Origin of the sequence: Paraburkholderia phosphatilytica, from assembly GCF_003443895.1 — a bacterium.
GTDB lineage: Bacteria > Pseudomonadota > Gammaproteobacteria > Burkholderiales > Burkholderiaceae > Paraburkholderia > Paraburkholderia phosphatilytica.
On the sequence record NZ_QQOA01000038.1, the window covers coordinates 1 to 21306 of the forward strand.

Sequence of the window (21306 nt, forward strand, 5' to 3'; positions counted from 1 at the left end):
CATCTCGCATCTCCTTCGTTACCCGGTAACAATCGATTCGAAACATGTTACCCGGTAACGTCGGACCTTACGACGTGTGGCAGATTTAGCGCTTACCCCACGTCGAACCCTCTCATAAATAGGGTCGGGCACCGAAAGTGATTCGTAAAGCATCGACAGGTCGTACATTAAATAGCACGCTGGCCTCGCACCGACGCCCACCTCCCCCAGTGGACGCACGGAGGATTTTCAAGCTGGGTGAGCAAATGATGCGACGTCCCTGTCACGTCGTCCCATCCCACGCGAATTTCGTCGTCTATCGCGGCGCCGCAGGTAAAATTCAGCCCAAAGACTACTAGTTCGCAGTTTGCTCAATGAGCGATATACGAATGTCCACTGGCGCCAGGCGTCGAGGTCATGCGAAAGAAGCACGACCACGAGATTCTGGCGCAATTTTTATGGTCGAACGAGCCGCATCTTCAGAACTGAACTACTCCGATGGCCAATCAATTGATACCCGAAACCCTGCAAAGTTGGCTCTGGCAATCCGCGAACGTCCTGCGCGGCTTCATTGACTCCTCCGATTTCAAGAATTACAACCTTGGCCTCCTCTTCCTCAAACGCTTCTTCTGCGCAAAAATCTCCGTCGCGTCGCACACAGCAATAAACAAATTTCAAGGTAATCGAGCATGCTGACCGGCGAAATCCGAAGCCAAATCAACGCCATCTGGGACTCGTTCTGGTCCGGTGGAATTTCAAATCCGCTGGAGGTGATGGAACAAATCACCTACCTCCTGTTTATCCGCCGTCTCGACGAGATGCATACGCTGGAAGAGCAGAAAGCCGTCGTCACAGGTAGGCCTCAGGTCACCCGAATTTTTCCGCACGGCAAGGACGAGAAAGGCCGGAAATACAGTGACCTTCGGTGGTCGCGGTTCAAGAATTTTGCGGCGCCGGAGATGTACAGGGTTGTCGGCGAGCACGTGTTTCCATTCCTGCGCGTGCTGGGTGGTCAGGACACGACCTATGCCCATCACATGAAGGATGCGCGCTTCACCATCCCGACGCCGGGCCTGCTCGCCAAGGTCGTCGACATGCTCGACCATGTCCAGATGGACGACCTGGATACCAAAGGCGATGTCTACGAGTACATGCTCGGCAAGATTGCGAGCGCCGGCCAAAATGGCCAGTTCCGCACGCCGCGCCATATCATCAAGCTGATGGTCGCGCTGACCGAGCCGAATGCAGATGATGTCATCTGCGACCCGGCCAGTGGCACCTGCGGTTTCCTGGCCGCAGCCAGTGAGTACCTGCGGAAAACGTATCCGAAACTCCTAAGCAATGCGGGCCGTCGCGAGCATTTCCACAACGGCATGTTCCACGGCTACGACTTCGACAACACCATGCTTCGCATCGGCAACATGAACATGGTGCTGCATGGGGTTGAGAATCCAGACATCCAGTACAAGGACTCGCTGGCGCAGGACCATGCCGATGACGAGCAGAAGTATTCGCTCATCCTGGCCAATCCCCCGTTCGCCGGCTCTCTTGACTACGAGAACACGGCCAAAGACCTGCTGGCCATCGTCAAGACAAAGAAAACGGAACTGCTTTTCTTGGCGCTGTTCCTGCGACTTCTGAAGCCAGGTGGCCGTGCCGCCGTCATCGTGCCGGACGGCGTGCTGTTCGGCTCATCGAAAGCCCACAAGGAACTACGTCGGACCATCGTCGAAGACCAGAAACTCGATGGCGTGATTTCGCTGCCGGCGGGGGCATTCAAGCCCTACGCGGGTGTATCCACCGCCGTCCTGTTGTTCACGAAGACTGATTCCGGTGGCACAGATAACGTCTGGTTCTATGACATGGAAGCCGACGGCTGGAGTCTCGATGACAAGCGCCAGCCGCTTCTCGACGAGGACAAACTGGGTGTGATGCCAACTCAGGCGCTAACCGAGGCGGAGCACGCCAAAAACAATCTCCCCGATGTGCTAGCGCGCTGGCAACAGAGGAATGGAACAGAACGGGAGCGGTCACGTACATCCCAGAGCTTCGTGGTACCCAAGGCCGAAATCGCTGCGCAAGGCCACGACCTGTCCATTAACCGATACAAGGAAGTGGTACACGAGGAAGTTGAGCACCTGCCACCACACGAAATTCTGGCAAAGCTGAAAGCACTTGAGGCCGACATTCAGGCCGGAATGGCTGAGCTTGAGGAGATGCTCAAGTGATGCAGTCCCTTGTGGTCGCGCTTGGCGACGTTGCCGCCCTGAATCCCAGAATCGGAAAGAGCTTGCCACTGCCGAATGAATTGGTTGATTTTCTTCCGATGGCGGGAATCGACGCGGAAGCATCGGTGGCTATTCCGGGAGAGGCCTACCCATATTTTGAAGTGCAAAAAGGGTATACAAATTTCGTGGACGGCGACGTGTTGGTCGCCAAAATTACCCCTTGCTTTGAAAATGGGAAAATTGCACAAGTCAAGCTCCGCCAGAAGTTTGGATTTGGGTCCACCGAGTTTCATGTAATTCGTCCCAATGCGGAAAAGCTTGACGCCCGCTATCTCGCTCACTTCCTCCGCACAAAAGAGGTTTTACTTGAAGGCGAAAAGAGGATGACCGGGAGTGCGGGTCAGCGGCGCGTTCCCCGTACATTTTTGGAGTCACTTTCAATCCGAATCCCCCCACTTGCGCAACAAAGACGCATCGCTGCCATTCTCGATAAGGCCGACGAGTTGCGCGCGAAGCGGAAGGAAGTACTTGCGCTGCTGGATAGCATGGCGCAGTCGATTTTCGTCGATATGTTTGGGGACCCAGCTACAAATTCTGGGCGTTGGCTAAAAAAATCGCTTATTGACCTATGTGCCAAGGCGGATGATATTCGATGTGGTCCTTTTGGTACTCAACTCTCTGCGAGTGAATTCCGCGAGGAGGGGGTTCCGCTTTGGGGAATTCGAAATGTTAACGCAAAATTTGAGCGCCCAACCGTAGAATTTCTCACTCCGGAAACCGCAAAACGGTTGGCTCAGTATTCCATTGAGCCCCGCGATATAGTCATGACACGAAAAGGAACAATTGGAAATTGTGCTGTCTACCCAGAGCATTTCGAGTCAGGGGTGATGCACTCAGATTTGTTGCGTATTCGCGTCGACCCCAAAAAATGCCTTCCGGAGTTTATTGCTCATCAGCTCCACCACAGCCGGGATGTCGAACGACAAATTTCGATGGTTAGTAGCGGTGCTGTAATGCCGGGAATAAATGTAACGAAATTGAAGGGACTCGAAATTCAAGTTCCAGAGCTCGAATTGCAGAAGAGGTTTCAGGAGCGAGTGACGCAGTTGGGGAGCGTCATTGAGCTTCATAACGAGGCGCGCAAAGAAGCTGACAATCTATTTTCCTCGCTTCAGGCAAAAGCATTTTGGGGGCAATGTAATTGAGCAACTTCGCCTTCCTCCAACCCGAGTGGTCCTTCCTCTATGAAGATGCACGCAAGGCGGAAGGCGCAGTCAATGGCGACCCGCGGGTCGCCTGCATCTATGCTCGCAGATGCCTAGAGCTCGCGGTCGCCTGGCTGTATTCCCACGACAGCACCCTGAAGCAACCGTACCAACACACGCTCAGTGCCTACATTTACGAGGCCACGTTCCGCAACGGCGTTGGGCAGGCGGTGTTCATCAAGGCCCAGCTCATCAAGGACCTTGGCAACGAGGCCGCCCACAGCCAAAAGAAACTTTCGCAATCGGATGCGCTGAACGCAATTCGCGAGCTCTTCCATTTCTGCTATTGGGTTGCACGCACCTACGGGCGCCGTTCCCGGCCAGAGCCGGGCAAGTCCTTTTCCATTGACCTGATTCCTGCCGCTTCGGCCGCGCCCCAGCAAACGCAGGCCCAGCTCCAGAAGCTGACTCAGGAGCTCCAGCAGCGCGACGACAACCTGTCCGCGCTGCGTGCCGACCACGAGCAGACCAAGGACGAACTGGAGCGGCTGCGTGCTGAGATAGCTGCCGCCAAGGCTGCCAATACCGTCCAGCCAGACACCCACGACTACTCTGAAGCCGAGACCCGCAAGGCTTATATCGACCTCCTACTAAAGGAAGCCGGATGGACTCTCGACCCGGTCAAAAATTTCGAGGTCGAGGTTACCGGCATGCCGAACGGACAAGGCGTGGGCTATGCCGATTACGTGCTCTGGAGCGATGACGGCAAGCCCCTCATGGTCATCGAGGCCAAGCGGACCACGAAGAGCGCCACGCTCGGCCAGCAGCAGGTGAAGCACTATGCCGACTGCCTTGAGAAGATGTATGGGCAACGCCCCGTCATTTTTTACTCGAATGGCTACGAGCACTGGATGTGGGATGACCACTTCTATCCGCCACGCGAGGTGCAGGGTTTCTACAAGAAGGATGAGCTGGAACTTCTGGTCCAGCGCCGGTCCAGTCGCAAGAAGCTGGGCGAGACGCTGATTGATGGAGACATCATCGAGCGCCATTACCAGACCCGCGCGGTCCGGCGCGTCGGGGAGACATTCGAGAAAGAAAACCTGCGCAAATCCCTTCTCGTTATGGCAACCGGCTCGGGCAAAACGAGAACGGTAATTGCCCTCGCAGACGTGCTGATGCGGGCGAACTGGGCAAAGCGGATTCTCTTCCTGGCCGACCGCGTGGCGCTGGTCAACCAGGCAGTGAACGCGTTCAAGACACATCTTCCGTCATCGTCGCCTGTCAACCTGGTGACCGAGAAGAACACGGATGGCCGTGTGTACGTGTCCACGTACCCCACGATGATGAAGCTCATTGACGAGGCCTTTGACGGCAACCGTCGCTTCGGAGTGGGCTACTTCGACCTAGTCATCATCGATGAGGCGCACCGTTCGGTGTACCAGAAGTACCGCGCGATTTTCCGATACTTCGATTCGATGCTCGTGGGACTGACTGCCACCCCGCGCGACGAAATCGACAAGAATACCTATGGCCTCTTTGACCTCGAACCCGGTGTTCCAACCGATGCCTATGGCCTGGATGATGCCGTGACTGAGGGTTATCTCGTCCCACCCGTTGCCGTATCTGTTCCGCTCAAATTCCAGCGCCAGGGCATCAAATATAACGACCTGTCGGAGGAAGAAAAAGAGGAATGGGACGAAAAGGACTGGAACGACGAAGGCACAGCGCCTGATGAAGTCGGCTCGGAAGACCTGAACAAATGGCTGTTCAACACCGATACTGTCGACAAGGCGCTCGAGGTGTTGATGCAACTGGGTCACAAGGTTGCGGGTGGTGACCGTCTTGGCAAGACCATCATCTTCGCCAAGAACAACGACCACGCCGATTTCATCGCCGAGCGTTTCAACGTGAACTATCCCCACTACAAGGGGAAGTTTGCCCGTGTGGTGACTTACAAAACCGAGTACGCACAGTCGCTCATCGACGATTTCTCAGACAAGGACAAGGCGCCTCATATCGCTATTTCCGTCGACATGCTGGATACGGGTATCGATGTGCCGGAGGTCGTGAATCTGGTGTTCTTCAAGGTCGTGCGCTCGAATACCAAGTTCTGGCAAATGCTGGGACGCGGCACCCGCCTGTGCAAGGACCTGTTTGGCCCCGGGCAGGACAAGAAGGATTTTTTCGTTTTCGATTTCTGCCAGAACCTCGAATTCTTCAGCCAGAACCCGAAGGTCTCGGAAGGGGCGACTGCCGAATCTCTCACCACTCGACTGTTCAGGTCGCGGGTCGAAATGCTAGTGGAGCTTGATAAGCGGCTTAAAGATGAGACGGACGATGCTGCAGATGGTGAGCTGACCGTCGAAAAGCTCCGTGGCGACACGGCTACGCTGCTGCAGGAGCGTGTTGCTGCGATGAATCTGGATAATTTTGTAGTCCGTCCACATCGGCAATACGTCGAGCGATATGCTGTCGGCGAAGCTTGGAGCTCGCTCGGTGACGAGCAGGTTCATGAGCTGAATGCCCATGTAGCTGCACTTCCGTCCGAGCAGGCCGACGAGGATGAAGAGGCAAAGCGTTTTGATATTCTGGTTTTACGAACCCAGTTGGCCGTTCTGCAGGCTGCGCCGTCGTTCCCTGGCCTTCGGGAAAAGATTCAGGCCATTGCCAGCGCGCTCGAGGAGCAGATGGCGATTCCCGCTATCAAGGCAGAAGCTGAACTCATCCAGGCAGTTGCTGGCGAAGAGTGGTGGCAAGATGTGACGGTCCCGATGCTGGAGACTGTCCGGCGACGTCTCCGGGCCCTGGTCAGGTTGATTCCGAAAGGGCAGAAGCGGATTGTTTACACCAGCTTCGAGGACGAACTCGGAGACATCGGCTTCATCGAGTTGCCCCAAGTGATGGCGGGACTAAACATGCAAAAGTTCCGGGAGAAAGCGCGTCAGTTTCTCCGAGAGCATGAATCCCATCTGTCGTTGCAACGTCTGCGACGAAACCAGCCGTTGACGCCGTCTGACCTGGAGGAGCTGGAGCGCATGCTGGTCGAAGCGGGCGGCACGCCTGCGCTCATCAACGAGGCCAAAGCGAAGAGCCATGGTCTTGGTATCTTTATCCGCTCCCTGGTCGGTCTTGACCGTGAAGCGGCCGCTGCCGCTTTCAGCACCTTTATTCAGAGAACCACAGCAACAGCGGACCAAATCGAATTCATCGACCTGATTGTTCAGGAGCTGATGCAGAACGGCGTCATGGAGGCCGGTCGACTCTTCGAATCGCCGTTCACTGACATCAATGCACAGGGGCCGTTCGGGGTGTTTCCCGAAGCAACGGTGACGCAAATAGTGCGCGTTCTGGCGGAAATTCGAGAACGAGCAGTTGCTTAAATCGACAACGTGCACACTAGCGCGCATGCTGCTGGTGAGCCGTAGCCAGCCCGATTTGCGGCCGCCATATTGAGCGCCATAAACGCGGCATTCAGCAAGAAGCGCTGCTGCGGAAAAAGGTTTCGCTGGGAATTTTTATTGGCCCGACCGGAACACGGAACGATGCGAGGAACTGGTCGATGGCCCGACCTATAATTGTTGCAAAAGCTGAGAGAACAACGGCCGCCTCAACTGAGGTGGCCGTTGTTCGTTTTAGGCGGCTTGTACAACAAACGCATTAGCCAACGCTATCGGGAGGCGCAGAACCATAAATTTCTCACGTTAGCCTCATTAGAATTGCGTGCGTCGGCTTATCATGAATCGGGCCATAAGACTATTTACGAGCACTTCAGGGGGCTGGTGATGCCGCCGTGTAGAAAAACGATAGTGGGAACGCAGCAGAGCGTGCATGGCTCGGGCATTTCAAACCACGCGTCTGCCCGACGAAAATGCTCGGCCCGAAGATAGCGAGTGGATGTCTCGCGCCGGCGCTATCTGAAGATTGGAAGGTCCTCGTCGGTATGGCGGGCCTGCTTGCCGAAGAAATGCTGCACTTTGGCGATGATGACCTCGTCACCTTCGCAGTAAATCTGTGCGACAAAATCGTGGCAGGCGATAGTCACAGCCCTTCCATGATGCGCGACGTCACAAACTTTCCGTCGAAATTATTACTAGCCGACACGTATCGATGAGACGGCTCTATGTACGGCGAGATAAAAGGTCCATATCTCAGCGACTACATCCTTATCCAGAATCCCTCCCTGTAATGCGATTTGGGCATAGTCCTCGAATTGCGGAAAGTCGGGTTGAGGCCCCTTCTCCTGAATGCGGCGTCCAGGGCCTTCTACGAACGCGAGCCAGATTGCGGAGAGAGGGGACTCTGAGTACCCCTCCCGATAGTACTTCCGTTCCCAAAAGCGAAGCGTTTGCGTGAGATACGACCAAATCCGCAGGTATTCGGGCGCAACGGAAGTAGGCTTGTCGATTGCTCGTTTTCTCGTCTTTAGGTCCTTCAACGAGGGGGTTGGTTGACCCCGTACAATTTCTCCCGACGATTTCCAGCTACGTTCGACGCCTAGAGTCGCTCTTTCTTCCACAATCGACGGGTTATCTATATAGCGGATATCGAGCTTCCAAGACGGTTCTGCGGCGAAAAAGGCTGCTAAAAAGCTGGTCCTGGCATCCCTGTCATATACGTTTGACGAAGAGTTTACGAGCTCGATGACAATGGTCTCTTCATCGCCACGCTTTGCGGCCTCATCCTGAGCTATGCGTCTTGCGGGCTCATCCGGAAGAGCTCTGCGTCGCGCAATACCGTCCGGAATGAATGTGCGTCCCCTAAATTGGAGACGCTCTTCCAGGCGAACATCATATCCTTTGCTTTCATACTCCAGCCTAATCAGTTCAAGCTGAGCTCGTTCACTTAACGCTCGAGTTACCACCAGACACCTCCGGTCGGAGAATATGACTCAATCTTTATGGCCGTTGCGAATTCACGAGTTCCGTTTACTAGACCCGTTTGGTGTCGTATTGCTTCAAGAAGTACCGCCGCGTTGGACCCTTGGACGACGAAGGATGACCCTGGAGTGTCCTTGAGGCGATGTGCAACCACGCGCTGAATATGCTTGTCGTTGTCGAAGACAACTTTATTTAAGGCGTCTATGGTCCACTTCACGCCATTGTCGACGTCGGCGTACGAATTGCTCGGAGGAAACCAAAATATTTTTGCCATGGTTTCACCAGTCACTACCTTTCCTATGTCAGCAATCGGTCGGTTGAGCAGTTTCTCTAGTCGTGCCGTTTTACGCACGTTCCGCTTCCAAGCTCTTTTCTTGCTTGAATCGTTCACTGACGCGGGGCGTCCTAAAACTAGAATTTCGAATGGAAGCTGCATCGATGGATGGCCTTCTTTCGTTGATATGAGTGGAGATGCAAAGAAGTCAAGCAGAACACTCTGCAGTTACAGAGCTACCCTCGTTGGTCCGCTGATTCGAGACCTGGGTCCTCTTGCAAATCGGCTACATCGCTTCTCATGAAGGTCATGTGCTGAAGGCCGAGCTGCTCAGGCTGATTCAGCGGCGCCTGACCAATGGATTTACCTTTGAGGGCGTCGAGCCTGTGGTCCAGATTGCCCCGATGGCTTGCGGATAATGTGACGGGGGTGCGCGTTGCCTCATATGTTGGCCTCATGCACATTCATTTCATTTTGAGTATGCAGGCAGAGATGGGGACCATATCTCTTCCCCTGTGTTTCCTGATGCGTAAGCTCAGTCGACATAATAAGGTGCTCAAGAGTCCGCGCCTGCAATTGTAGATGGGTACCGACCGTCGTCCAGGCACAGGGCATTATTGCCTAGAATGAACAAGCAACGGCCACGTCAGATGAGGTGGCCGTTGTTCCTTCCGAGGTGCTTTCCTGTAAGGCATCGGTGCCACATCCGTCGATGTGGAGGCTTGGACGTGTAAAGCCGCCAAACATGACCGGCGACCAAGACGACGCTCACACTGTCGCTGATTGGCTCCAACTCGCGGGCCACAGCGGGCATCTTCGGCGGGCACTGCACCCATCATAGTCCAATTTCAGTTTTCGCAAGCTGGACGCAGGTCGGGTCCGGATTTTATGATGTGGCTCGACTTTCAAAATTTAGATTTCCGAGAGGCATCAATGGCAGAGCCAGGTGGTCCGACTACGCAGGCCGGCATCTTCTACCAGAACACGATAGCGGCGCTTCACCTTGGCCGTTTGCTCGATTTGCGTGAGCGGCCAGCGGGAGAGCGTGTCACCAGCGTGCGCGTCGAGGCGCCTGAGCACGTCGACGACATCGTCGTCCAGTTGGGGGACGGTAGCCAACGGTTCATTCAAGCCAAACTCACAATTCAAGTCGGGACATTGACGTGGGACGGAGTGTGGCAGAGCTTCGCCGCAGAGCTCCGCGCGCCGGAGTTCGGTCCTGAAGACAGGCTTCGATTGGTTCTGGGCACCTACTCGGCACTTTCGGAGAATTTGCGCGCGTGTTGTGAACGGACGAACAGTGCGGCGACCCATGAAGAGTATGTCGGTCGCCTCACAGTGCGGCAAAGAGAAATTTTCGATTCCATCGTCGAGGTACTCTCAGCACAAACAGAAGACGCTGTGGAGGATGCCGATGAACTCTGCCGTCGCATCTTTTCGCGCACTGACGTCGAGGTCATTCCGCAGGACACCGTCGAGCGCGACTACGCTCCGCTCTGGATGCCACTGGCCTCCGCTCCGGCAGACTCTCTCCTTGGCAGGCTACGGGACCTGGTAGGCGGCGGGTCTCGCTTTCGAGAGCGCTTTCATGCTACGACCCTCCGAGCTCGCTTGCTCGACCTTGGGGTAATAATCGACGAGCCTGCTGATTGGGGTGCGGAAATTTACCGAGGTATCGTCAAAGGCAGAGCGGTAATCGAGATACCAGGAACTGATGTTGTCGTACCGATAAACGAAAATTTTGTCTGGCCGAGGGCAACACGCTACGAGAGGACGAGGCGCTCGGATTTTGACGACGACATCGCGACTTATACCTCCACACAACTCGCGGAGAATGTGGATGTCAGCTTATTTCCAACCGACGGCTTCCATCGCGTCGTCATAGTCGCCGGTCCAGGTTTTGGCAAGAGCGTGCTCACAAAGGCACTTGCTGCACGGATTGCATCTGCCGGGCAGTTGCCCGTCGTCGTTTCGATTCCTGAGTTGTCCAGACTGGATAAGACAATCTCAAACTATCTTATTGAGGACATCAATGCTGAGCATGAAGTCCACATCAATTGGTTACGGGCTGCCGAGAGCGGGCTTCTTGTCCTGTTGCTGGATGGGTTGGACGAGATTTCTTCTTCGCGACGAACGGTCATTTTGGAGCGACTGAGAACGTTCAGTCTTAGATACCCCTCTACGTCACGGCTCCTAACGGTTCGAGACGCCGCAGCACTCTCAGTTTTGGCAGAGGCAACCATGATAGAGCTGGTTGCATTGGACGATGATGATGTCGTTCAACACGTGCACTTTTACAAGCCTGATGCGCAAGGATTGGCAGAACGCATCTCGCATCAAATGGCGGCTCGGCCCGATTTTCGCCGCCTTACGCGGATACCGCTGTTTCTGGCACTCCTTCTCGCGATACTCAAAAATCCGGATGAGTTGCCTTCCCGCAGAACCCAATTGCTAGAAACCTACTTGGGCCTGCTCTTCAACCCAGAACAATTTAAGGTCGGCGAAGTCGATTCGCTCGACCCGATTGACGTTCGGACTATCGCGGAGGAGATAGCGTTCGAGGCTTTGGAACGCGACGAAATCGGTGTCGGTGACCGTGGCCTGCAGCTCACCATTCGAAGAATATCTTCGTCAATCAATGTACAGGCGACAATTGAACGGCTTGTCAGATGCGGCATCCTCCGTAGGACAGTTCGCCAGTATGTGTTTCCGTTTCCTATTGTTCAAGAGTATTTGGCATCGTGCTTTATGCTCGCGGTAAAGGAAAGTGATGTGCCCGCGCGACTCGCTTTGGCAATCAAGAGGCCGTGGGCCCAGACACTGCAGTTCGTGCTCGAACAGCACCCCTCGCCATCGCGCATCGTTTCTTCATTGCTTTCCGTTCGTGACGACGTGTTCCACACGAATCTACGCCTTCTCGCGCGCTGCATATCCAACGGTATGGCAGTCAGCGAAGCCGCTTGGAACGAGGTCGTGAAGAGGCTCGCCTCAGCGTGGCTTCGTTCCTCGTGGCGGCTTAGAGGACAAATCGGGGAACTGCTTGCAGACACATTCTCTCAACCGTTGACGGCGCCGGTGAAAGAGCTGCTACATAGGAGAAACCTCCTGCATGATGGCGCGGGGAAGATTGTTGCTCGTGCCCACGATAAAGAGCTTACAAAGAGCGTATTAATGCAATTGCTCGCGGGTGACGTCGAACACCTTTGGAATCTGAGCGAGCTACAAGGCGCGGTCGATGAGCTAGGTGATGACGCTCTGCGCCTCTATATACAGCATCTTCCACCCGTCGAGGTTGAAGAGAAAGAGCAATCAAAGCAGAACGCCGCACTCACAGAGACGCTCGCCTACCTAATCGGGCACCTCGACGGTGCACAGATATCCGAGAGCGCGAGGTTGGCAGTTGCCTTGGATGAAGCGCTCCCGCATCGGATTCGAATTAGCGCGTTTTGTCTTGGGCCACAGCCACTGGACGCGCGCGTGGAGCCACTTGTTGAAACGTTAGTGGCAACGCCCAGATTGCTTTCGGACGCAATCCCCGCCATCCTGAAAATGCAGAATTCGACCGAGCGGGTGTTTCGCTTGCTCTTGCGCGACGACTTAACGAAGAATCAACGAATCGACCTAATAACCACAATCGTCAATAGAGCAGACAATGAAACATTGCCTCAGGTGCTATTGCAAATATGTAGTGACCTATCCATCGATGAGGAGCTTCGACTAGTCGCGAAAGTATTTGCTGCGCAACACGGTGACGAATCCGCCATGAGCGAGCTCGTCGATGGATTCTCAAACTACCCTTTGGACATCGTTCATGCAGCTTTGTCAGTATTTGGGTTTCATCGGTCGGACGTGTTAGTTCAACGTGCAGTGTCCGCGCTCACGAACCGCGCTCTTGGACCGAAGGACCGAGTGCATCTCGCATCGGGTGTCGTTCTCGGTATGACCTCAAAGTTTGAAATGATGAGCTTCGGCAGCGGTGCCGTTGTCCCAGCGCCGTGGCACCCCGGAATCTCATATCTTCGCCGGTTAATCGAAAGTTGGGATGAGTTGGGCGACTACTCCTTGTGCGACCGGGTCAGACTGGGTGAGAGTTTGTTACATTTAGGTACGGACGAGGGAATCCTCAAACTTGGATGTCGGATAACTCAATTACTCGAAAGTCTCGATACTTCCTCCGAAAAATGGGAAGAGAGTGATGTCATCGGCAACGCTCTCAGAAGCCTCCTAGAGCGGCAACAGTTGCTTGAATTGTCGGTCTTGGAGTCAATTGCGTCTCGTTGCAGTTTCAACGGAGCGTGGTCAGCTTTATTCATGATTGCTGCCATAGGAACGAGGGACGCCGTAGATTTGCTAGTTTCACTTCACGGGTTATTCCAAGATTCCAGTCTGGCGGGACCGGTCGTGGATTTGCTTGAGCCACTCGCGGGTCGATTCGGCTTGAAGGTTGAGGTCGTAGACGGTCACCTTCAGGTTAGGACTCTGGAGGCGGTGTCAATGGTGGGGTAGAGAAAGTTAGTGGAGGCGTGGGACGCTTCGTTCTGAAATCGAATCGCGTAGGAGCTATGGCAAGGACAGTGCCCAAAGACCGCGTTTGGCGGCAAAACTCCGCTTGACGGGTACGTTGGAGGCAGCGCGAACTGGTGCGCCGTGGAAAGCTTTTATCGCCAAGCCAGTTTTGCGAGTAAGAGATATATCCAGCGCCCATATTCTGGAGTTGGAGAGACGCGGAGAAGTGTTCCCAGTGATAGTTGTAACCGGAAGCGGCATTTTCCCGCGGTGCTTGCCGATGGCTCGGTCGAACGATACAGCGTGGGCACGGCCGTGCGCCAGGTTGGATTGCTTCGGCGAAGAACCGCGACAAGTTCTTGGTTGGCGGAAGTACGGCAACCGGGAAGACAGCTCCTGCAAGCAATGCGAAGGCTGCTGGCAACTATGTCCGTGGGCAGCAACCGGCGATGTACCAGGACCCGAAGTCGGGCGCGACATGGAGTGGGCGTGGCCGCGCGCCGGCGTGGCTTGCAAACGTCAAGGACCGCACCAAGTTTCTGATTGCAAGCGGTGTTAAAGCTGTTGTTGCGACGAATGCAGGTGCCGTGAGCAAGGCGAAGGTTGCGGTGAAGAAAACCTCGGAGGCAGTTGGTATGACTTCCACTAAGGGTCCGCCGAAAGGTCCGCAGCCGGCCAAATATCGCGACCCTAAGACGGGTGCGAGCTGGAGCGGACGTGGTCCGGCGCCTGCGTGGTTGGCAGGTGCGAAAGACCGCAGCAAGTTTCTGATTGATGCTGCCGGCGCGGCGGCCAATATGAGTGCTTCGACGCAGGCGAAGCCTTCGGCCAAAAAAGGCAGTTGCCAAGAAGGCGCGGCGACAAAGCGTGGCCGTGCCGGCTCCGGTGGCCGCAGTCGAGTCAGGCGCCAAGTTGACGACCTAAACGTAGTAGTCAGGTGCCAGGTGGAGCAGCGATTGTTTGGTTCCACTGAGTTCGCCACCTAACAACGGCACCAAGGCGCTCGAACCGGAGGTCATCGTATCCGAGACACTGACAGCCAGGTCTAGGTAAGATGGTGACAATTCAAAACAACGAAGAAAACGCCATATGCATGAGTCACCCGAGCAGTTCGCACAACTCCTAGCCGCTGCGAGACCGAGTCCTGAAGTCGACATACCGCTCACGAATCTCACATTCTTCACGGGCGCGGGTTTCTCAAAGTCTTGGGACCCTTGCTTCCCTGTGGGTGACGCGCTGTTCACCTTTGCTCACGATGAGTGGAGTCGCCATGGTGAGGCTCTAGAAGAATATCTCAAGCTAAACAACTACCAGACGTTCGACCTAGAGATTACGGCGTCTTTGTTCAAGGACATCGTTTATCAAATTGGCATGATGCGGAAATATCCTGCCATCCGCCCACGATACATTGATGACCAGAACCTCGATATGGTCGAACGTCATCTGAGATACCTTGTGCGGGAGAAATTCGAAGCTACGTCGCCGCTATTTTATGAAGGTGAAGAGCAAAAGCTTCTCCTTTCTGCACCGCCCACGAGAGAGCAGAAAGCCATTCTTAAGATGTTCAATATAGTCAGACAGTCGGGCGATGGTTCTCAAGGAATCCCACAAGGTCTCCGTGCCAACTACGTTTCCACGAACTATGATTACGTTCTCGAAGCAATACTCGATAATGACCTCGGGGATGACGACAGCTACTCGCTTTATACTTACCGCGGAATTACGCCGACGCGATACAGCGGACGAAGACCGGACGTGACCATTCACGACAACTGGTTGGTAAGCAATCTTCTGAAAATCAACGGCGGATTTGAGGTGTTCAAGAATGGTGACGAATTCGAGTTTGATTACAGGAATAGCAAGTCTAAAGTTGAGTTGCGAGCCAATCCACCGCAGTTGATGCTAGCGTCCCGGGAGCAGGACTACACTCAAAAGTACTTCCACGCTCTGTTTCCCAAAGTAGTACGTCTGCTCCAGGAGACACGTATCCTGATAGTCGTCGGCTACAGCATGCCTGAAGAGGATGCGTTGGTCAGGCTTATCCTCAAACAGTTTGCCGAGGATAGGGCCGACGGGTCCGATAAAATTCTCTTCTATGTTGACAAGAGCGACGAGTCAGCGCAGATGCAGAAGGTGAACAGTGTGTTCCCGCACGTAGGAGAAATGCATGGGCTGCGCGTTATACCCTATAGCGGGTCATTCGCGGACTGGTGCAGCCTTGTTGTCAAGCGATACAAGTCTCTAACGAAATAGCAAGGTTATTGTCGAACGACGCGATTTCGCGGCGGGTGCCCGTCTTCGGCGGCGACCGCCAACGATTGCATACTATTTGGTCGAGTCATTATCACCGGCACGACTAGATACGGCGCGCCCCACTTTTGTCATCCGAGGCCGTTTCGAATCGCGCCTACCATAGCGAGCAAATTTTTTCTAGTATTCGACGCACCACCATCCTCAACCGATACGATTTTGCGATATCTCCTACAGGCGTTGAAACCTCTTTTGACTCGATACTTTCGGCGGCTTCCTTTTGATTTCAGTTAAACATTGCGACAGCTCGTTTGCCGGATACGGTGCGTCCGGTACGACGTGGAATAGGAGTTCAAGAGCAGAACTCGGAAATCTTGTGCACAAGACCGCGCTTGTTTATCTCAATGGAAGACAACTTCCTCATGAATCTAACACTAGCTATGCCTTAGGCGCCTTGTTCTGACTGAACCAATTCAGCTTTGAAGTCGACGTATATCGAAATGAAATGGCCGGAAGGAATACGATTCACAGGGCGCTCTAGAGCTCCACTGCTTACTCGCCAGACTCCAACATCGTCGTGGACGGTTGCGACAAGTAGGGATACAAGAGCGAAAAGCTTGGGACCAAACGGAATCAAAACTGGATTGAAATGCCTCTTCAGCATGTCCACGAGAGAATTCATTTCATGAAACAGCTGAGCGGGTTGCTGCAGGTCATACGGCAAGCAACGCCCATCCAAGCGAATCATATTCAGCAATGATTCGTTCGAACGAAGTACCTCGTCGTGGTATTCGTTGACAGGTCCAAGAGGATAGTAAGCCCACGTCGCATTGTTGATTTCAAGCAGGTCCACTATTCCGATGGCCTTGTTGGGCTCATAACCGAGCCCAACCACTGCTGCTGGTGGTCGGTCCGGCCTCGTCGTCCAGCCCGCGAACTGTGGAATCACCGGCTGTACAGTAACGGTCGGAATTGCATCTTCACTCGGCGCTGTAAAACAGGCTATTGAATAGCGAAACGTAGCGCTGACTTCCTCCAGTGGGAGCGACCGCAATACATCAACGATATGCGCAAGTCGAAGCCGATTGAAGCACGAGATGTCGATTTCAAAATGTGCTCTACCTTCGGGATAGCAAAGTTGTGTCAGCTTCTCCTCAAGTGCCAGTCGAAACCCGGTGTCCTCGACTTCGACGACGTCGAAATCGTGCTGAAGAAACCAGTCTTTATTGGCTGCGTACTCAAGCTCTTGCTGAGAGGTGAACCCAAACGCTAACTTCGTCGTATCGCCCCGCGTAAAGTGCTCAGCCGACGCACGTGCTCTTCCCTCGTAGCCACAAGCTACGATTAACGCACTCGTGTACGAAGCACTTTGAGCTCCAACTCCATGGACAGATGATAGCTTCAGCATTTCAGTCCGCGTCAAAGGAAAGTTTTCCCTGTTCCGCCTGCGCTGATGACGGGCGCCGCGGTCTTAAAATATTCGAGAGCCTCACTGCTTTTCCCTTTCGCAGCAAGAGTCCGTACTTCGCAGCAAGAAGGAAACTCAATCTCAATTTTGCGTTGAGCATCCCATCGAGAATTGCCTTCGTTGAAGACTCGTCGACAAGCACAACTGCTCCTCGGTTGACTGCAGATGCCAGCAACTCGCGGGTTCCTGGTGGAGTGTCTTCGTCGACAACGAAGGTCAGTGCCGGGTCGATGCTAAACGGTTCTTCGACTAGCTCAGCATGCAGCTTCGTGCCGATGTCTTCAAGCAACGCATCAAGAGCAACTTCGTCGCCACGAAGATTCTCCCGCTCAACAGGTATAGTCTTCATGAGTGCGAGAAGACGGTCGGCGGCTGCGTCGATTTCTTTGGCCTGCTCGGAATTAGGTACCTTTTTACGTCCTTGGCTCGCCACCAGGAAGTTAATCAATGGTGACGCGAGACCTATGAACCAACGTGGATTGCCTTCCGTGATTGCGAAGATTGAGTCCGCGCCAGCATACAACTCCAACGTTTTGCGCTGACGTGCAGTTACCACTCCTCGCCTAGACTCGTGGATATAGAAGTCTCGCACAGCAGCTACAGGTGCAGCCTTGCGCAATACGTCATCGCGCTTGTTGAGCCAAAGAGTCTCGGCTGCATCAAGGTCAATATTTTTAGATTTGAGAAAGCTCACAAACGACTTATCTTTCTTCTGCAATCTCGTAAAAATATCGTGCCACGGCTCTCCCGTACTATACGGGCTACGACGCCGAACTGAGCGATTGTCTCTAGGTTCGAAGACCGAGCGGCCGAGAGCCTCTTCTGCTGTGATGTTCAACCCATGCTTCTGAGTCAGAGAGTTCCAAAGCGCACGGCAGAATGCCTTCGAGTCGGCACGGTCGGAGTACCACAACCTAATTTGCTCGTGGTCATTTCGATGAACCGCACCGTCCTGCTTGAAAAGCGCGCGGAAAGCAGTCGAGGAAACTGGACTGATAGCCAATTTTAGAAACAGCTTCGGGTCGGAAGAGCGTACAGCGGAGAACAGCTGTTCGATAATCCACTCGGGAGCCGTCTCTAGTTCATCAAACAGCAAACTCCATGTCGCACCAGTCTCCCCGACAGTCTCATTGAACATCGTGCAAATGTTGGAGGCAACGTCGAGAAAGTCGAGATGCAGAAAATCAATCGTCGAAAGACGCTCGGAGCACTGAGCATCGGTCAGCAGACTGCATGCGTTTGCCAACACACGGATGTCTGACAGCCTGTTGCGTATCGACTGGCGAACGGACAGCAAGCTCGAGATTTCTGGCTTAACGCGCAAAACAGAGGCAAGCTCGCGGACCAAAAGGCTTTCCTGGTCACCACTCAAGGAAACCTTGCGGTACTCGTGTTTCGAATGAAGGCGGTTAGCCATCGCCTCAAGAACGGCATGTATGACGTGTGTCGTGAAGCACGCCAGTACAAGAATTCGATGATTCTGTTGACTCAGTTTTCCATAGCCGAGCGAATTCAGTTGCTTTGACCAACTAATATCGGACGCAATAAAAACACCCGTGTAGCGAATGGCCTGACGGAATTTCTCTGAGTGAGAGCCCGTCCATGCAGCTAAGGCTGCTGGCTGAAGCATCTTCAGGAGAGTGGTCTTTCCACTACCACGTGGTCCAACAAGTACCGCGTGATAGTCACCAGCCAAACGTTCGAAGTGCGAAGAATAAACAAAACCATCGGCAACCTCACTGGCGGCCAGGTATTTTGCGTTGAACGCTTCCGCATTCAACGAGAATTCAGCGCGATTCGTGTTCATCATTCCGGCCTCCTGCCAAGTTGGGCAGGCAGCCCGTTGTCAGCGCAAGTAATGCTAATTTGATACCGCGAACTCAATTGGTCGTGTACCGCTTTCAACGCTCGCGGCAACAAGTGCGCCAAATCAGGTACAGATGCTACGACATCAGCCCATGACATGAAGGGGCGCGTCCCCATGATTCGGTCGACCTCGCGCGCGAGTTGAAGAGGTGGCGTGCTACAGCCAAAGCCGACTCTGCTGGGAAAAAACTTGTTCGCTGTGCCGTAGTCTTGCCAGCCAATGCCGGTCGCCCAACTGTACGATTGGATGACGCCGCGTAAGTCGTGGTCTTCTCCGAAAGCACCAGCTTCCAGCATGTGGAAGTAGTTGTGCGAGATGGTCGCATTTTCGCCCTCAATACGACCGGAAAAGCTTCCGCAGGCAAGGACGACAGGCTGGCGAAAGTCGCCTTGCGCAATCTCGACTTTCGGATGGTGCTTATGCCCGTGGATGACGAGCCAAGAGCCATGATTCGACAGCGCATCCAGCAGCTCTTTCCCGTTAATCATGATGTCTGGCCCGAGTCCGAGCTCGCTGTGCACATGAGGATGGTGATGGCAGACGGCTACGTTGAGCATCGCTTCGGGCATCTGCTCCAACTCGCGGCCAATCAACTCCAGCGTGTATCCGGTGACCGCCCCTTTATCGAGTTCGTTACGATGCTCATGCAGGAACGATGAATTGAGAACCAGAAAGCGAACGCCATCAATCGTCGTGATGTAGAAGCCGTGCGCCCAGAAGTGGTCGGCGAGTGCAGGGGTTGCGATGGGGAACCGCGGAGTGAGCCGCATGAGAGCTTCACGGGGGATGGTGCCGACTTCGTTGCCACGGGAGTCGACATCGTGGTTGCCCACCGTCGCAATCACCTCCTTCGCGCCGAGCATCTCACGCAGCTTGTGCAGCTGTGCCCATACGAAGCGAAGCGCACCCGGGTCCGCGCGATTCGTCATGTCCCCTGGGCAGACCACGAAGTCAGCCGTAAGCTGCTCCCGCGCAATCAGTTCGTGCAGCGATGCGAGCGGGTTATCGTGCCGCCCAAATCCGTCGCCGTCGGAATAGAGCTTGACCTCGGTTTTCTTCGGGTCGCTGCTCCGCGGCGCGGCGTGTAGGTCGCTCAAGATGGCGAATTTGACGGTTTTCAAGGTCGCGGCCCTGCGGCTACTGATAATTGCGAAGCTGATACTCACGCACTGAACGTCGCCCGTTCGCGAACCCCGCGACGCTTCTACGCACAGGAGCGTAAGTCAAAATCCAACCTGGAAGCGCCTTCTGGAGAACATGCGCTCGATTGTACGAAACGAGGATGCGGGCGCCGCGGTCCGACGCTGCTGCAATAGCGTCGATGAGCCGTTCGACGTCCGCGTCTGCGAAGGCATTCCAGCCGTATTCGCCTCGATTGCGCGCCCCGCCGTAGTAGTAGGGCGGGTCGAGGTAGATGAAATCATCAGCTGTCGCGTCTTCAATCGCGCCGACAAAGTCGCCGCAATATAGCTCCGCGCATTGCAGCCTCGCTGAAAAATCGCGCAGCTCGTCGATGTTCGGCATCGGCCCCGTGCGATAACCACCGTACGGCACGTTGAATTGCCCACGCAGATTCTCGCGATAGACACCGTTGAAGCAGTACCGATTCAGATAGAGGAAACGAGCCGCTTGGTGCGCTTCGTCGCCACGACCGAAGTCCGCGCGAAGCGAAAGATATGTCTCTTTATCGGCGGGCCAGCGCGACAGGATGGCCGAAACCGCGTCCGGGTCATCACGTAAAGCGGTGTAGGTGGCGATGAGGTGAGGATTGACGTCACCCAAAACTGCACTGTTCGGATGAAGTGCCAAGAACAAGCAGGCCGACCCACAAAACGGTTCGATGTATCGCCCCTTGATTTCGGGCGCTAGGCCCGTCAGTTTCGGCAAAATTTGGCGCTTACTTCCCGCCCAGCGGAGCACGGGCCGCATCGCAATGTCGGAAGTCATCTCGCGCGTTTGTGGTTAGTGTAGATACGCGATTTTAGACTATACGTCTTCGTATTTGCAGACCATTGACCCCTTCAACAGGTTGGCCAAGTGTGGCCGAGTGTCAGCGGGATTAGGGTAGCCGGCGTAGACTTGAGTTTGTCAGCGCGCCGCTCCGGGGGCGGCTATCGAATGGATGTCTGGCGTCCCACGTGCAGGCACAAGCGGGGGGCGCGCACCGTTTGGTCGGGGATGTTGCGAGTAGAAACTGCGGTGTTCGCGGGGCGCGAGGATAAACGGACGCCATGACGCCGCCCCAGGCACAGCAAATGAAAGCTACTTGATAGCTTGTAACTTGTGGGCCGCTCTCGCTTTCGGAACTCCTGAACGAGAAGCCTTATCTGGGGCCAGCGCTACCTGCGCACCTCTAAGAAATTTATAAGCCGTTTTACGAAGAGTTGGCGGAACGAGTGCAACTGGAGCAAAACGGCGCTGGCCATTGACTCGGAGGTGGCTGCGCCCCCTGTGTCTTGATGGCTCAGGTCAGTGGATGGTCGTGGCGAGGCCGGAGTCGCGCATGTTCGCGCAATGCAATTTCCAAAATTCTTAAGGCAATCGCAAAAAAAAGAAGACGCTGGAAATGGCTCCAGCGTCCCTTTGACAATAGTTCTGGTTACGCCTTGTGGGACAAGGCTCCGCGTTAGGTCAGCCCCCCGTAACCGA

The 21306-nt window shown here is 54.6% G+C and carries 13 protein-coding genes; 8 read left to right on the forward strand and 5 right to left on the reverse strand.

What is annotated here, in order from left to right:
* The first annotated feature begins 477 nt into the window (after positions 1-477).
* The 5 genes from DVS29_RS37980 (at position 478) to DVS29_RS37045 (ending at position 7526) form a co-directional block, all read left to right on the forward strand.
* The gene (locus DVS29_RS37980) at positions 478-675 is read left to right on the forward strand and encodes a type I restriction-modification system subunit M N-terminal domain-containing protein (protein ID WP_240655834.1); all 198 of its coding nucleotides are present in this window, start codon (positions 478-480) and stop codon (positions 673-675) included.
* On the forward strand, positions 669-2207 hold the full coding sequence (locus tag DVS29_RS28990) for a type I restriction-modification system subunit M (RefSeq protein ID WP_118183979.1): 1539 nt from the start codon (positions 669-671) through the stop codon (positions 2205-2207). Before DVS29_RS37980 ends, DVS29_RS28990 begins: the two co-directional genes overlap by 7 nt.
* Positions 2207-3412 (forward strand): restriction endonuclease subunit S, encoded by a 1206-nt coding sequence (locus DVS29_RS28995; RefSeq protein ID WP_118183980.1) that lies wholly within the window; start codon positions 2207-2209, stop codon positions 3410-3412. Before DVS29_RS28990 ends, DVS29_RS28995 begins: the two co-directional genes overlap by 1 nt.
* Positions 3409-6795, forward strand: a complete 3387-nt coding sequence (locus DVS29_RS29000) for a DEAD/DEAH box helicase family protein (protein ID WP_118183981.1) — start codon at positions 3409-3411, stop codon at positions 6793-6795. The genes DVS29_RS28995 and DVS29_RS29000 overlap by 4 nt, the downstream gene beginning before the upstream one ends.
* A 488-nt stretch (positions 6796-7283) precedes the next feature.
* Positions 7284-7526, forward strand: a complete 243-nt coding sequence (locus DVS29_RS37045) for a hypothetical protein (RefSeq protein WP_124800727.1) — start codon at positions 7284-7286, stop codon at positions 7524-7526.
* 743 nt (positions 7527-8269) lie between these two features.
* On the opposite strand, the gene DVS29_RS38365 is transcribed toward DVS29_RS37045, so the two are convergent.
* Positions 8270-8728: a RusA family crossover junction endodeoxyribonuclease gene (locus DVS29_RS38365; RefSeq protein ID WP_118183982.1), complete on the reverse strand. Its 459-nt coding sequence runs from the start codon at positions 8726-8728 to the stop codon at positions 8270-8272.
* Between the two features lie 729 nt (positions 8729-9457).
* Between DVS29_RS38365 and DVS29_RS29010 the strand changes: the two genes are divergently transcribed.
* From DVS29_RS29010 to DVS29_RS29020, 3 genes are all read left to right on the forward strand, one after another.
* Positions 9458-13072: an NACHT domain-containing protein gene (locus tag DVS29_RS29010; protein WP_164708012.1), complete on the forward strand. Its 3615-nt coding sequence runs from the start codon at positions 9458-9460 to the stop codon at positions 13070-13072.
* A gap of 449 nt (positions 13073-13521) precedes the next feature.
* Positions 13522-14058, forward strand: a complete 537-nt coding sequence (locus tag DVS29_RS29015; RefSeq protein WP_338069350.1) for an H-NS family nucleoid-associated regulatory protein — start codon at positions 13522-13524, stop codon at positions 14056-14058.
* A gap of 103 nt (positions 14059-14161) precedes the next feature.
* A complete protein-coding gene (locus DVS29_RS29020) occupies positions 14162-15325 on the forward strand; it encodes an SIR2 family protein (protein WP_118183985.1) in 1164 nt (387 codons plus the stop codon).
* A gap of 442 nt (positions 15326-15767) precedes the next feature.
* Here DVS29_RS29020 and DVS29_RS37050 read toward each other — a convergent pair whose 3' ends face one another.
* The 4 genes from DVS29_RS37050 to DVS29_RS29040 are packed head-to-tail and all read right to left on the reverse strand — an operon-like array spanning position 15768 to position 20604.
* Positions 15768-16730, reverse strand: a complete 963-nt coding sequence (locus tag DVS29_RS37050) for a hypothetical protein (RefSeq protein ID WP_124800728.1) — start codon at positions 16728-16730, stop codon at positions 15768-15770.
* A 1-nt stretch (position 16731) separates the two neighbouring features.
* On the reverse strand, positions 16732-18600 hold the full coding sequence (locus tag DVS29_RS29030) for an ORC-CDC6 family AAA ATPase (RefSeq protein ID WP_124800729.1): 1869 nt from the start codon (positions 18598-18600) through the stop codon (positions 16732-16734).
* Positions 18597-19823 carry a metallophosphoesterase family protein gene (locus tag DVS29_RS29035; RefSeq protein ID WP_164708013.1) on the reverse strand — a complete coding sequence of 409 codons (1227 nt, stop codon included), beginning with the start codon at positions 19821-19823 and terminating at the stop codon, positions 18597-18599. The genes DVS29_RS29030 and DVS29_RS29035 overlap by 4 nt, the downstream gene beginning before the upstream one ends.
* On the reverse strand, positions 19795-20604 hold the full coding sequence (locus DVS29_RS29040) for a DNA adenine methylase (RefSeq protein ID WP_118183989.1): 810 nt from the start codon (positions 20602-20604) through the stop codon (positions 19795-19797). Before DVS29_RS29040 ends, DVS29_RS29035 begins: the two co-directional genes overlap by 29 nt.
* Positions 20605-21306: the final 702 nt, after the last annotated feature.